Here is a 12,847-nt window from a genome sequence, read left to right as displayed (position 1 = left end):
TTATTTATTTTGCTGGTTTTGTGATTCTTTAAGCTGTTTTTCATCGATCAGGAATACATAGGAGTTGTATTTCAGTTTGGCTTTATTGGTTTTGATCAGGTTAGCGATGGATTTCGAGGTGGAAGTAAACAACTTGGAACCGATGCTGGTAAAGAATCCCTGTCCGCCCACATCCATCTGCGTTCCCTGAACCGAATTGCTGCCCATTTCCCGGATCATATCGCGGAAAACGCTTTGCGGTACATACAGGCCTTTCATTCCATCCACATCATAGATGGAGAGGTTGACCGGAAAAATCTCTCCCCGGGTGAACACCGATATGATCTTAAGATCAACCCTTTGCATGGAGAATCCGGAAATCTGCCCATAGAGAATAGAACCTTTGCTGATTTTACGGTTGCCCACAAAAATATCTTCCAATAGTCTGAATCTTATCCGGCTGCCAAGAAAGCCTTTGTTGTTTTCGTCAATGACTGCCTTGATAAAGCTGTTTTCCTGTTCTTTATAGAATGCATTGAACACATTGTTGATTCCTGATTTGCTGACATTAAAGGTAGAGTTAAGAAATTCTTCCATCTTTTCCTTATTGGCTTTGAGCCGTTGTTCTGCCGCCAGTTTGCTTTGGTATTCCGGGTCTCTGGCCTTTTCCAACGAATCCATTACAAGCATCTGCTCTCTTAGGTATTTGACGGGATCTGGCTGGACCGATTGTGTTTTTTCTTTTGGTGTATCAGCGTATTTAATTTCCTGATTTCCATACGATCTGTCATTGAGCATCCGGATTATTTCCGCCGACTTTTTATAGTCCTTATCCTCATTGCCTTTCTTTGAATCATAGTAGGATGAAGGATTTCCTTTGCCCTGGTATTGATTCTGTCTTGAGGATACTGCTTTCAGCGAATCGATTTTTCTTTTTTGAGCCAGTGATAATTGGTCATCATAACTTAGCAGGCTGTCCTGTTCCCTATCCAGTCCTTCCAGCATTGTCCGGTTGTCATCTCTTTTGAAAAATGCATCATAGGCATCATTCTTATTCATAATCGAATCCTTGCTTTCGCCTAATGAAAGGGAAAGCTCCTTAGGCTTGTCCTTGGGTTTTTCCTCTTTGGTAAACTCCGCACCGACATAGCCGAAAAGAAGCAGGAAGGGCAGCGCTAAGAGCGGCAGCACATATTTTTTCTGTTTGAAATCTATTTTCTTCATTGCGTTTTAATTTTTATAACATTATCCGGTACTACCGGCTATTTTTCAACTGCTGGAATCGATTAAACAAAAACTCTATTCTCAGGCTGTCTTCTTTTTGCAGTGCATTCCGGTCTTTTTTTTCTTTCAGCAACTTCAGCTCATCAACGATCTTTTCCATTTCCTTATTCTGGACAGAAACTGAATTCTGACTTATCCCAGTATTGGAATAGAGAACAGGCGGTTTAATGGTAAAGGTCTTTTGGGAAGGAAAGAAGATTCCCTGTATCAGCGATCCTATAAATGAGACCGAAAGAAAGATCATCGAATAGGTAAAGAACCTTTTCGGATTTTTAGCCACGAGGTCCAGCCACTTTTTGCCGGTTTGTTTTATAAAAGCATTCATCTTAATACGAATTTTTGGTTTGATTGGAAAGTTCCTCGTTATCGATGATGCGCCAGTTCTTAAGCAACACCCCGTGTGGATTGTTAGGGCTTCGGATGATGTCCTCAAAAAATCCTTCGGTGATGAGCTTTCGTGTTATGACCGAAGATTTTCTGGTGATCATCTGCTTACCGAAGAATTGAAATTTGTTTTGCTCCACATTGAGGCTGATCGAATCAGCGTGAATGCTGACCATTGAGCTGGAAGCCACGATCTGGTTGTAAAATCCTTTTTCCCGGAGATTGGTGTATTCCTTCTTTCCGCTGTCGTCAATGAGATACAATGACTTCTGAATATTCTCCTTGATATAAGCATCGTCCGGAGCCAGTGTGAAAAACAGGCGGTGGAACAATTCGATCTGGGCTTTGTATTCTACGGGCCGGTTCAAAAGCACATCCGTCTGTTTAGCCAATACGGGAACCCCATTATCGAGAACATAAATGGATCTGCGGGAATCCTGGATCATCCGGTAGGAAAAGAAAAACCCAGCAATAACGATAAAGACCGCAAAGACAATGGCTGATAAGGATACGATCTTATTGATCTTGATTCGCTGTTCTATATTTTTTATAAGCATTTTAATTCTTTTTGTTATTCATTGCGCTACTCACTCGACCTGAAGCAGTACCTGCTGCGGCTGATTTAGCGGCCGATGCCGCTGCCGCAGCACCTCCTGTTTTCACCGTAAGCACTGCTGTTTTAGCACTACTTGCCACTTTTCCGGCAGCTTGTTTCATTTTCGTCATAGCACCTTCTCCGCCTGCGGTCACAATCGTATCCGCAATGGTCGGGGTCATCAATACCCCGATACCGGTCACGATATAAGCGACACAGGTAAAAAGCTGGTTGTAGATCATTCCGGAATTACTGACATAGACCATCAAGGCATCGAGATTGGTCACTGTGCCGTTGGTCAGTAAAGTGTCATAGCGTTCGATTTCCATGGTGTACCCTGAAGCAATAAGCTGCTGTCCGATATTGATGATCGTGTAGGCGACAAACGTGTAAAGGTTTATATTGATAAATTTGGAAACCCAGCTGTACAGTGAATTTTCAAATCCCGGCACCAACGCCATTCCGACTGCAATAGGACCTAAAATGATAAGAATGTACGCCCAGATCTTCTGGATAAAGAATATAAGGTAAACACAAATCCTGAGAACAGAAAGACATACAAACTCGATAACCTCGGCGACCAGTTTCTGCATTTGGAACTGCATCCTGATCTGCCATTCCTTGATGGGTTGCAGCAGCTTATCAATCCCGTCGCTGATATCAAACCACGAATCATCAGCATCTTTGGAGGTATTATTAATCACTTCCTGCTTCGCATCTTCTTCGGCATTGAGCTTAATGACCGCGTCCAGCAATTGCTGCTGCTTTTTAAACCGCTGCACCCTCAGGTCATTGACCTCAGATTCGATATCACTGAAAATCGCAATGCCGGGTTCTGCGATAGCCTCGAACGGTGCCTGGATCAGATTAACAAATCCGGTCCAATAGACTAAAGTGAATCCAATGAGGATCGGTTTAAGCATCGGGGTAATTTCCCATTCCCGGTCTCCGGCGGCCATCTGCCAGCCCATATAGCCGAGATACATCAGTGCGCCCAGTCCTCCGATCGCTCTTCCGACCAATGCGGAACCTTGAGCGCTGTCCTGAATACTGGTGTCCAGCTTGGTAAACACCTCCATAAACCACTTTTCGAAAGCGCCGTCACCCTTCAGAAACTGAAGCAGGTTGCTGTAGTCGCCATCGGTTTGCGCAAAGCCCATTATGGGAAGTACTATTGCCAAAAGGCAAAGCGTTAGTTTTTTATTCATCTCTAATATTTGTGTTTATAGTGCTGCATCACGTTTTGAACAATTCCTTTGTCTGAGGCCGGTGTCCATTGTGTTGGCAATGCGGTGGGTAAATGGCTGTTCAGGATGTTTTTGTAATCCAGAAGCAACGTTGTTCGGTTATTGTACCTTCTCAGTTCCTGCACAAATTTTCGCCAACGGATCAGCGTTTCGTGATACATGATAAAGCGTTTTCCCCTCGGCATATCCATTGACCGGGATAACGTGTATTTCTCTTTTATAAGATCAAGTTCTTCCTGAAGCCGTTTTAAGGTTCCCGTACTATTAAGCGTTTCGTAGGTCTGCTGGTCTTTTAGCCGCCAGTCGATAAAGTTCTGCGGGGTGTCCGGAAATTCCGTGATCGGCTTGAGCATCCGCTTGTAATACAATAACCAAAGCGGATCCGCATCGACTGTAGCAGAAGTCCAATGTGCAAAGTCCTGCACGCTTCTTTTATAGATCGTGTCGGATGCAGCCTTGATCTTCTTAGCTTCCTCTTCCTGGAATTTGAGCTGTGCGAACCGCAGATTTTGTTCTCCGGTAGGTTTCAACGGACGGATATCGTCCCCGTCCTTATAATCCCTATTGATCTTGGGAGCCCACATTCCCCATACCGTAGCGTAGGCAAAATTAGTCTGGATACCCAGGAAATATTTGGGGTATGGCCGCCAGTCGCCCCAGCTTTCAAAGGTCATTCTCTTATGCTGGGCAACGATCGAAGGATCATTCAGTCTTTTGACACTTAGCTGCGCTGATGCCGCAATGGCGACACATACAAAAACCAAGAATATCCCTTTTTTAAATAGTATTTCCATAATTCTTAATTGAAGATGTATTTGTATTTGATGATGATATGTCCGACAATGGCCTTGTCGATATTGAGGTAGTTCCTGAGAACAGGAACCTGGTACAGGTACGGTATTTTCCTCGCGTTTTCAAGTCTCATAATAATGTAGAGGATGTTCCCGTGAATATTCCTTACCCGTGTAAAGACCTTCTCAATGAGCATTTCCCGGTCGCTGGCATCCATCAAAAAGTCTTTGTCTTCGTTAAGTATATCCTGTGAGACCTCCTGCTGGAGCTTTATGACCTGTTTTCCGATTTCTACATAATATTTTGAGACCAATGCGGCATACTCGGGATGCTGCGTAGACAGGTTTAGCATCTTATTGGAATTGCTGACGATCTTTCCCAGATACTGATAAAGGTAGATCAGCTTTTTGCTTTGGGTCAGTGCTGAATTGACATTTTTCAGTTGCTGATAGATATACTCCTGAATGGCGATCACCTGCATTGTTTTATTGTTGATCTCGTCGTAGAGTTCTTTCTGCTTTTTGTAAGAATCCAGGAATGCCTGCTCACTGGCCAGTCGTACGCCGTGATTAACGGTAATTTGCGACAGCAGTTTATCGTTGATCACGATCTGTTGGCTTGTAACACGAGTTACGCCAAAGAGAAACGTTGCAAAGATTATTATTTTCTTCATCGCTAAAAGGATTTGATGTGGTTCATAATGTTTTCTACAACCTGTCGGTCCCTGTTGACATAGTACTGGAAGGCTCGTTTGTTCCGCAGCACCTTGGCTTTGATATCCCTTATTTTCAGAAGCATGTGGGTTGAATTCCTACTGAGTACTTTGACCTCGCCTAAGGCATAATCCAGTAATACCTTTCGTTCCGATTGTTCCATCTGGTTGATGGCGCCGTAAGACAAAATAATTCCTGTGAGTAAGCGTAAGGTCATTTGAAGATCATCCACAAATTGCAACTGTGAAGGCAGTACTGCGATAATAGAGTAAGGAGCTGTACTGATCTCGTTGATAATGGCCGTTTGATTATCCGTAATTTTGGTAATTTCCCTGCTCAGGTTCACACCTGCCGGAATAGCCTGTATAGCAAAAGATACAATACGCAGCCTGTCCTGGATCTTGGTCACTTTGTCTTTGAAGTTCTTCCACTGGGATTGGTTGGCTGTTTCTACCGAGGCACTCAGTGTTTGCTTTTGCCGCATTTCTTTCTGCCGATCGTGTTCTTTCATGGTGGCATTGATCTCAAGGTTCATCATTGGGAAAGAAACATTCTCCTTTTGCCAGGCTGGTGTTGAGCCACCGCCGGAAGAGGTGATAACGGTATATCCGATTAGCATGAAAAGGGTATAAAAAATCTTTTTCATCACAGAAATATTAAAAATTCCGTCTGTAGCGGTTCATAATATCATCCACAATGGCCTTATCGGTATTGATATATCCTGCAAAAGGATTGATGGAATTCCAGAATCCAAGCCTGTTGGCTTTCTCCAGTCTCAGCTTGATAGCCAGAAGCCACAGCTTTAAGCTTTTCACATTTCCTGAAATGTTATGAAGGATCTTATAACGGTCGCCTGCAGTAGCCAGATTTAATTCTCCCGATGCCAAAATATCCGATACATCCGTTACGATCTTCAGGCTTTGTTCATAGGTTTTCTGCGAAGCCCTGGTACCGAAAATCGCATACTGGGGATGCTGCGAAGCCAGCTGCACCACCTCTGACGAATAGGTATAGCATTTGTTCAGTTCGGAGTAGATCTCCTGTACCTGGATTCCGTTCTGTAAGGTTCCTGATACTTCCTTCAATCCTTTCAGTATTTTATTCTGAATATCATTGGCAGCGACCATCTGGGTTCCCACCCAGGTCTGAGCATCCTTTAATTTCGACGTTTCATCAATAACCTCATTCTGTTTGGCTTTCAGATTTTCCGAATAGAGGATCATCGCAGCAGTTACCGTAGGGTCGATGTAGGTGTTCTGAGCAGATACCCATCCGTAGAATCCTAAAAATAACAGGCTAAACTTTTTCATATTGATATTCTTTTTTATTGATTAATTCAAGGAAAGTGATGTTTCGCTCTTCCAGTTCCTGGCCGATGATCTTGAAGATATTTTTCCCGGGATGGTTATTTTTCATATGATGGTAGTAGGAAACTACTTTCTTATCCAGAGGATGCCGGTAGAGATTGACCAAAGACACCAGGTTTTCAAGACTGTCACCGAAAACTTTTAAATCCGATACAATCTTTATCAAAGCCTCGTCATAATTGCCATACTTTTGTACATAATACTCCACGGCTGATTTCTCAGGCTTTTCAGTAGTATAGGTCAGGTATTGTTCAAGGGAGACTTCATTGCCGTAGACCTCACCCTTGGAACCTCTCTTCAGATAAAACTCCTTAAACCGGCTTCGTCCGGATTTATTGTTGAGATTATTGATCGTAAAGATCTTGTTTTGCTCCACTTTATTCAGCGATAACAGCGATGCTATCCGCTCAAAGTTGTCCTTGAACTTGGTCTGGTCTAACAGGATGAATGTATCGGAATTGTTGATGATCGAATCTTTTACCACAGCATTTCCAATGATGTCATCCAGTTCCTGTGTGACAACCACCGCTTCTCCCCAGAATTTTCGGACGGTTTTATAGAGGTACAAAATGTAACCTCCCATCAGCTTACTGGCAATCGCTTTCCAAGCTTCTTCAATGATGAGAGCCTTTCTTCGGTCCTTTCTCAGACGCATTTTCTGAATGAATGTGTCCATAATGATGAGGGTTACAATCGGAAACAGTTTCGGATTATCTTTCACATTATCGATCTCGAAGACAATGAAGGATTCATCAAAGAGCGTATTATCAGCAGATTCATTTAAGGTCGTTCCGTATCTTCCCCCTTTGTAAAAATCCCTCAGCACAAACAGAAACGTCCGAAGGTTGAACTCCCTTTCCGTAATGCTGTGCTTTTTGTTGTTGAGATAAAGCGGCAAGAACTTGTCGCAGTAATCATAAAATCCATTGAACGAAAGCTCTTTGGCTTCCAGCTTTTCATCGAGCTCCTTGATCTTTTTGATAATGGCGTTTCGGAAACTTTGATCCTGGTCTGCTAAAGACTCCGGACGTTCTATGATATCTTTTGACTTGATAAGGATAAGCTGCGTTTCATTGTAGATCTTTCTCCGCTGCTCATCGCTGAGAGTTTCATAGGCTTCATAAACCTTGTAAAACCTTTCGCTGTCGTAATCAGGGTTATTCAGGTTTTTATCAGGATGGTAAGATTTCAACAGTTTTCGTCCTGTCTCTTTAATTTGATCGGCAGATGCATCAAAAGGTATCCCCAGAATATCATAATAGCTGGTTTCAGAACCACCTCCGGTCGCTGACCCCTCGGTTACGATATCTTCTTCGTGAATATTATATTTTGCAAGGTAAAGAATCAGTTCTTCCGATGTTTTATTGTCAAACCAATCGGTTCCCGAATTGAAATACTGATGGTAATAGGACATCAGCACATTATCAAGAATTGATTTCTGCGCAGACGACACCGTTGCATCCGGCCCTTGCCAGATCAGGAAGATCAGGTTGGTCAGAAACTCTATTTTCTCAATATTGAATTCTTTTTTATCCATCAGAAAAGGATTCATCGTAATCGGTTTTTCTTCGGTGTACTGGATATACCGTCCGCCTTTATATTGGCAGGTTCCCGAATAAGAATCACCTGTATCAACGATCACCACATCATAATTGTAGGTCAGATACTGTTCGATAATATTGTTCATCAGGAATGATTTTCCCGAACCGGATGGTCCCAGAACAAATTTGTTCCGGTTGTTGATCCGTCCGGTTTTCATCGGCAGGTCAGCGGGGTCAACTTTTAATGGTACGCCCTGCCGGTCTGTGAATCTCAGGTAGAAGTTGGATTCTTCATTCACGGGATAGCTTTCTTTAAAAAAAAAACACAAGGCCGCTTCGCTTGTCGTCATAAAAAGATCATAGTCCCTGAGTTCTGTTGAATTGCCCGGAATGGCTGCCCGGAATAGTTCCAACTGATTGTAGGCATTCTTGGAAACGATGATCCCTTTGGTAAATAGCTTATTCTCAATTTGGGACTGTATCCCTTCCATTGCTTCCAGCGTGTTGGTTGAAAACAGCAGCGAAAAATGAGCATTCACTACCAGCTGGCCATCAATAGCGATATTATGAAGCAGGGTTTGGATCTCTTCTGCGATAATGGCATTGGATGGTGAATTATTGGCCGCGCCTTCGTGCTTTTTCTTCTTTTTATCGAGTTCCCGCTGTTGTTGTGCTTGCAGTGGAATGGTAATGACCTGGTTGTAAACAATGGTTTCGTAATCCTCCAGCTCATTGATAAAGGTAAAATTATCAACCGCTGTTTCGGAAGCGGCTCCGTTTCCGCCGAGGATGGAGTAGGGTTCTATTTCAGAGGGCAGGTCAATATTTTCGACATCGACAAAGGCAATATTCTTGACATACCGATTGCCTATTTTCAGATATTCACTGGTACTTTTGATATTGTCAAATACCGGGACGTCTGAAAGCTGCATTGACAAAACCCCTGAGATGTAGTATTCAAAATCTTTTTCCAACAGAAATTCAGGTTCGCAGCCACTCTGCTTCAGCAGCATAAACACCTTCTGGCATTTGTCCCTGAGCTCTTTATAACTCTTTTCTGTTATACTGCCACCGGTCGCTGACCGACCGTTTTTTTTAATTTTATCATGAATGAGATCCGTAAACAGTATGACTGTTTCAATAGTTTTAAAAAGCCTTCCGTCAAAATGCTCTGAATATTTCTGCTGCAGGAATTGAGGGGATGGCTCAGCGGCGTATTTCTTTTTGGTGAATATATCCAGCTTCTGAACGATCCTTCCTTCTCCTATGATCGACACGACCTGATTAAGAACCGTATGGAAGTTCAGGTAATTATCCGGGTCAGCAGAATACTGCTCAACGATGTTTTTGATCCTGATCCCGATGATGGGATTGCCGTATTGTCCGAACAGCACGTCAAAATCCCAATTGAAATACTTTCCGTAATCGTAGCCGATAAACGGAATATCAAAGGTTTGTTTTTTTGCTGCTGCCATTTTTAAAAATTTTATTGTTGTTCATTCTTTTTGGAAAAATGAAGATCTGATCAAAGTTTTTGGTCTTGTCGTATAGTCCGTATTTATCCTGCCTTCTGAAGATCAGGTAAACACCTCCGGCCGTAGCGGCCAGTCCCAGCAGTGAACCCAGCAATCCGAATTTGGACAGGACCAGAGCCGCTAAGACGCCTGCGCCGATAACGCCTACTGCATAGATGATATACTTTCCTTTTAGTCCGAAGAATACAAGAGGCTTTTTCAGCCCCTTGTAGAGGTAAAATCCCATTTTATGCGAAAAAAGAGGTTACAAATTCAGGAACAACGATGAGGAAGATCATCGCCCCGCCATAACCCAGGATTTCCTTATTGACATCCTGATCACCGTTGGTCCATTTGTTATAGACCCGAAGACCGCCGATAAAACCGACCAATCCGCCAACGGCTTTTAAGATCAGCTTGATTGGGTCCCAATAGTCTTTAATGTCATTGGCTGCATTGGAGATGGCCGTAGCACCTCCCTGTGCCAGCATGGGCGTGACCGCCATTAGAAGCAGTGCCGCAGTTAATAATTTTTTCGTTGTTAGGTAACGTTTGCATTTGTGTTTCATAATAGGTAAGATTTATATTTGAACTGTGTTTTTTTTGTTCAGAAAAAGGCATAGGAGGTGTGCTGTCCGGCTCAATGGAGCGGATCGGATAAAGAGTATTGAAGGTTGTTTAAGTTGCTAGATCATTGAATGGTAGACCTTGAAGCCATCACGGTCTGAAAGGACCTGGACCTGGGTCTCAGCAAGGCTGAGGAAGTGGTTGAATTGCTGTTTGAGTTTTAAAGCAGGATCTTCTTTCTTGTGTTCGGATTTCGTATTTTCATCATTGGATTTCGCAGTTGAAAACTCTTGTATGTCAGCATTCTGAGTATTCATTTCTTTGGCTGCATCTTCCTGATTTTCTTCTTTGATTTTTGTATTTTCTTTAAAATCATCAATGTCCTGCTCAGATTCAAATTTCTTACGCCAGTGTTCGAGATCATGCGGTTCATCCGGTTCTTCGTCATTTGAAGAAAAGATCTCCTTAGTATTAAATGAATTGGGTGTATTGAGTTGCTCTACATCATCGATGCTGACTGACTTGATTTCATTAGCATCAATCTCTGAGAATGTTGTAAGGGCATATTCTTCAGCCTCTTCTTCTTTTAATTCAGGATCTTTTTTGAGAAAAAGGTCGTAAACAATATTTCCTGCGTAATACAGTAGATAAAGGACGAGGATGGTAAGAAATATTTTGATCATTGTAAGTGTTTTTAGAATCGTTATATGTTAATTTCAAGTATATGGTTGATGTGATCGATCAGTTCATTGAAAGGATGTTTGACCGCATATTTCTGTTCATAGGTCAGTTTTCTCGTATCAATGGTCTGAAGACAATTCCTTTTGAATACCGAATTTTTCAGCAGGATGCCGTATTTACTGATCTCGGCATCCATTCCCTCCTGGTTTTGGTATTTGTAGCCTTTATCATATTTGGACCGGATAAAAACTCGCTCCGCCTGACTTTCCAGCAATCCTAAAAAATTGATAAAAACCAGCGTCGATTTTGCGGAGACATTGGAATACTCAAATGGGATCACGATAAAATCACTGTAGATCAGCAGGTCACTATACCGTGCATCCAGCGTTCCGGCAAGGTCAAAAACGTTAACCTCCTCACTTTCTTTCATTTCGATCAGATGCTCAAAATCGGAGAAAGGCTGTTCATTGTCCTCATCAATAATCCTGACCTCATACAGTTTAGGCAGTTCTGATTCTTCATCTTCGATCCATTTGTGGTAGAAAGATTTCTGAAAATCAAAATCGAACACGTTGACCTTTCTTTCGGATACTCCCGAAATATAATTGGCAAAAGCAATCGCAAGTGTGGTTTTGCCAGTTCCACCTTTTTGTGTCCCGAATGTGATAATCATTTTTATTGTTTTTAGTTGATGGCTTGTAGCCAGGTTATGACTAGCTAAAAAACGCTCGGTCTTATCTCTTTTTCTTTCGCTTTTTCAATTCGTTCTCGGCCGGGTCTTTTGATGTACCGGAAGACCTCATCCATTTAAACAGCATTTCGTTTACGGCTTGCTTCAACTCTTGTCCAGTACTGTTTTCCGGATTCTTTTCATTTTTCGGCTCCGGATTTAGAAACTGCTGATATTGCTTCTCGCCGATCAATGATTGCAGCTCACCAACGAAGTGAAGCCTGGAATGGATTGCATAATATTTTCCTTCGTCGGATCTTAAAAGACTGACTTGATATCCACCCTGACTTTTAAGATATTCTTTCACATCACTTCTGATGGCATTGAATGTTTCCCTGTTCTTCAGCTTTTTATTCTTAAACAGCATAAAATCACTTAGCTCATTTTCCGGATACCTTTCTTTTAAATATTTTAATAGTACCGTCTTAGTTTCCGCATTGGGAATGCCATAATCTTTCAGCTGTTCAAAAAGCCTTTTATCCATTCTGGTCGATGTGAATTCAAACAATTCCCCCATCTTCATGATCTCACTGCCTTTATAAATTGTTGCGGTCCTGTGATCGATCAAAGTGTATCCGAAAGGCATTTGATTATCCTTATGATGAAATACGATGTCGACGCCGAAAGAGTCTCTCAGTTTTTTCTGAAGCTCGCTTTCAAACTCAATTTCCGGTTTCCAATAATCTTTGTGCTTTCCCTCAGGGAGCATCGCCTCCTGTTTTCTGTAATCATCTATTCTAAACACTTTGTTGGAATAGAGCTGCCTGTATTTTGAAAAAATGGCCCTGATCTGCCTGATCCGTTTCTCGCTTTCCTTATTGCTGAAAACAATCTGATCTGCTGAGATTCTTCGCTGTACAATGCCGTTCTTTGAAATGGTAATGGATTTTCCATCATTTGTGTTTTCGATCAATTGGTAACCATTTCTGTTGAGCAAAGTTTTCAGCTGCTGAAAAGAGCCAATTTTGTAGTTTAAAAGTTGATTTATTTTTCCCTCCTCATTTATGCCGTAGCGTTTTTCCATCACCTGGGCCAAAGCTTTTTGCGCCTTTAGCTTTTCGTAGCTGTCATCAATCTTTTTCCCGGTTTGTTTATCCACCCTTGTGGAAACAATATGGATGTGATTATTTTCGGTATCCTTGTGGAAAACTGCAATGTAGGGCTGTTGTCCGTATCCCATTTGTGCCATAAAATCTGCGCTGATCCCTGTAAGGTCTTCCTTGCTGTGCTCCTGGAATTTGGTAGAGATCACGGCATGGAATTGTGGCTTTTGTACCTTATTGCTTTTGGATATCGCTTTCAGATAATCCCTTACTTGCTGCTTATTGCTGTTTTCATTAATAAATGACGGAAAATTCTTCATCAGCATCAGTTCTCCCTTTCCCTTGTCAATCTTTTTGTCGTTGTAGTCTACTCCCGGGAAATTGGTTCCCGCTGGTTTCATAATCTTGAC

The 12,847-nt window shown here is 42.2% G+C and carries 14 protein-coding genes; all 14 read right to left on the bottom strand.

The genetic code is table 11. The features are described 5' to 3' along the window. The 14 genes from traM to MKS83_RS14330 all read right to left on the bottom strand — a co-directional run bounded on the left by traM (nucleotide 1) and on the right by MKS83_RS14330 (nucleotide 12,838). Entirely contained in the window at nucleotides 1-1,203 is a 1,203-nt protein-coding gene (traM, locus tag MKS83_RS14395) for a conjugative transposon protein TraM (protein WP_240580224.1), read from the bottom strand. 31 nt (nucleotides 1,204-1,234) lie between these two features. Next, nucleotides 1,235-1,588 (bottom strand): hypothetical protein, encoded by a 354-nt coding sequence (locus MKS83_RS14390; protein WP_078797578.1) that lies wholly within the window; start codon nucleotides 1,586-1,588, stop codon nucleotides 1,235-1,237. 1 nt (nucleotide 1,589) lies between these two features. Then, nucleotides 1,590-2,204 (bottom strand): conjugative transposon protein TraK, encoded by a 615-nt coding sequence (gene traK / locus MKS83_RS14385; protein ID WP_078797577.1) that lies wholly within the window; start codon nucleotides 2,202-2,204, stop codon nucleotides 1,590-1,592. Between the two features lies 1 nt (nucleotide 2,205). Continuing rightward, the gene (locus MKS83_RS14380) at nucleotides 2,206-3,450 is read right to left on the bottom strand and encodes a hypothetical protein (RefSeq protein WP_090001563.1); all 1,245 of its coding nucleotides are present in this window, start codon (nucleotides 3,448-3,450) and stop codon (nucleotides 2,206-2,208) included. Nucleotides 3,451-3,452: 2 nt separating this feature from the next. Then, complete coding sequence (locus MKS83_RS14375) at nucleotides 3,453-4,283, bottom strand: hypothetical protein (RefSeq protein ID WP_090001561.1); 831 nt, start codon at nucleotides 4,281-4,283, stop codon at nucleotides 3,453-3,455. Between the two features lie 5 nt (nucleotides 4,284-4,288). Next, nucleotides 4,289-4,954 carry a hypothetical protein gene (locus MKS83_RS14370; RefSeq protein WP_240580223.1) on the bottom strand — a complete coding sequence of 222 codons (666 nt, stop codon included), beginning with the start codon at nucleotides 4,952-4,954 and terminating at the stop codon, nucleotides 4,289-4,291. Between the two features lie 2 nt (nucleotides 4,955-4,956). Then, nucleotides 4,957-5,640: a hypothetical protein gene (locus tag MKS83_RS14365; protein ID WP_078797573.1), complete on the bottom strand. Its 684-nt coding sequence runs from the start codon at nucleotides 5,638-5,640 to the stop codon at nucleotides 4,957-4,959. A gap of 10 nt (nucleotides 5,641-5,650) precedes the next feature. Further along, nucleotides 5,651-6,304, bottom strand: a complete 654-nt coding sequence (locus MKS83_RS14360) for a hypothetical protein (RefSeq protein WP_078797572.1) — start codon at nucleotides 6,302-6,304, stop codon at nucleotides 5,651-5,653. Next, nucleotides 6,291-9,377, bottom strand: coding sequence for a TraG family conjugative transposon ATPase (locus tag MKS83_RS14355; protein ID WP_078797571.1), 3,087 nt, complete (start codon nucleotides 9,375-9,377; stop codon nucleotides 6,291-6,293). Before MKS83_RS14355 ends, MKS83_RS14360 begins: the two co-directional genes overlap by 14 nt. Beyond that, on the bottom strand, nucleotides 9,349-9,663 hold the full coding sequence (locus tag MKS83_RS14350) for a DUF4133 domain-containing protein (RefSeq protein ID WP_078797570.1): 315 nt from the start codon (nucleotides 9,661-9,663) through the stop codon (nucleotides 9,349-9,351). Before MKS83_RS14350 ends, MKS83_RS14355 begins: the two co-directional genes overlap by 29 nt. 1 nt (nucleotide 9,664) lies before the next feature. After that, complete coding sequence (locus MKS83_RS14345; protein WP_078797569.1) at nucleotides 9,665-9,985, bottom strand: DUF4134 domain-containing protein; 321 nt, start codon at nucleotides 9,983-9,985, stop codon at nucleotides 9,665-9,667. Nucleotides 9,986-10,102: 117 nt separating this feature from the next. After that, nucleotides 10,103-10,666, bottom strand: coding sequence for a hypothetical protein (locus tag MKS83_RS14340; protein ID WP_078797568.1), 564 nt, complete (start codon nucleotides 10,664-10,666; stop codon nucleotides 10,103-10,105). A gap of 20 nt (nucleotides 10,667-10,686) precedes the next feature. Beyond that, nucleotides 10,687-11,337: a ParA family protein gene (locus MKS83_RS14335; RefSeq protein ID WP_078797567.1), complete on the bottom strand. Its 651-nt coding sequence runs from the start codon at nucleotides 11,335-11,337 to the stop codon at nucleotides 10,687-10,689. A gap of 61 nt (nucleotides 11,338-11,398) precedes the next feature. After that, nucleotides 11,399-12,838 carry a relaxase/mobilization nuclease domain-containing protein gene (locus tag MKS83_RS14330; RefSeq protein ID WP_317224453.1) on the bottom strand — a complete coding sequence of 480 codons (1,440 nt, stop codon included), beginning with the start codon at nucleotides 12,836-12,838 and terminating at the stop codon, nucleotides 11,399-11,401. Nucleotides 12,839-12,847: the final 9 nt, after the last annotated feature.

This window comes from Chryseobacterium sp. Y16C (assembly GCF_022488405.1).
Classification (GTDB): domain Bacteria; phylum Bacteroidota; class Bacteroidia; order Flavobacteriales; family Weeksellaceae; genus Chryseobacterium; species Chryseobacterium geocarposphaerae.
This window is presented reverse-complemented; position numbering and strand designations above follow the sequence as displayed.

Bases quoted from the DNA above. Each gene is read 5' to 3' on its own strand.
- traM (WP_240580224.1), bottom strand. From the start codon at position 1,203: ATGAAGAAAATAGATTTCAAACAGAAAAAATATGTGCTGCCGCTCTTA.
- MKS83_RS14390 (WP_078797578.1), bottom strand. From the start codon at position 1,588: ATGAATGCTTTTATAAAACAAACCGGCAAAAAGTGGCTGGACCTCGTG.
- traK (WP_078797577.1), bottom strand. From the start codon at position 2,204: ATGCTTATAAAAAATATAGAACAGCGAATCAAGATCAATAAGATCGTA.
- MKS83_RS14380 (WP_090001563.1), bottom strand. From the start codon at position 3,450: ATGAATAAAAAACTAACGCTTTGCCTTTTGGCAATAGTACTTCCCATA.
- MKS83_RS14375 (WP_090001561.1), bottom strand. From the start codon at position 4,283: ATGGAAATACTATTTAAAAAAGGGATATTCTTGGTTTTTGTATGTGTC.
- MKS83_RS14370 (WP_240580223.1), bottom strand. From the start codon at position 4,954: ATGAAGAAAATAATAATCTTTGCAACGTTTCTCTTTGGCGTAACTCGT.
- MKS83_RS14365 (WP_078797573.1), bottom strand. From the start codon at position 5,640: ATGAAAAAGATTTTTTATACCCTTTTCATGCTAATCGGATATACCGTT.
- MKS83_RS14360 (WP_078797572.1), bottom strand. From the start codon at position 6,304: ATGAAAAAGTTTAGCCTGTTATTTTTAGGATTCTACGGATGGGTATCT.
- MKS83_RS14355 (WP_078797571.1), bottom strand. From the start codon at position 9,377: ATGGCAGCAGCAAAAAAACAAACCTTTGATATTCCGTTTATCGGCTAC.
- MKS83_RS14350 (WP_078797570.1), bottom strand. From the start codon at position 9,663: ATGGGATTTTACCTCTACAAGGGGCTGAAAAAGCCTCTTGTATTCTTC.
- MKS83_RS14345 (WP_078797569.1), bottom strand. From the start codon at position 9,985: ATGAAACACAAATGCAAACGTTACCTAACAACGAAAAAATTATTAACT.
- MKS83_RS14340 (WP_078797568.1), bottom strand. From the start codon at position 10,666: ATGATCAAAATATTTCTTACCATCCTCGTCCTTTATCTACTGTATTAC.
- MKS83_RS14335 (WP_078797567.1), bottom strand. From the start codon at position 11,337: ATGATTATCACATTCGGGACACAAAAAGGTGGAACTGGCAAAACCACA.
- MKS83_RS14330 (WP_317224453.1), bottom strand. From the start codon at position 12,838: ATGAAACCAGCGGGAACCAATTTCCCGGGAGTAGACTACAACGACAAA.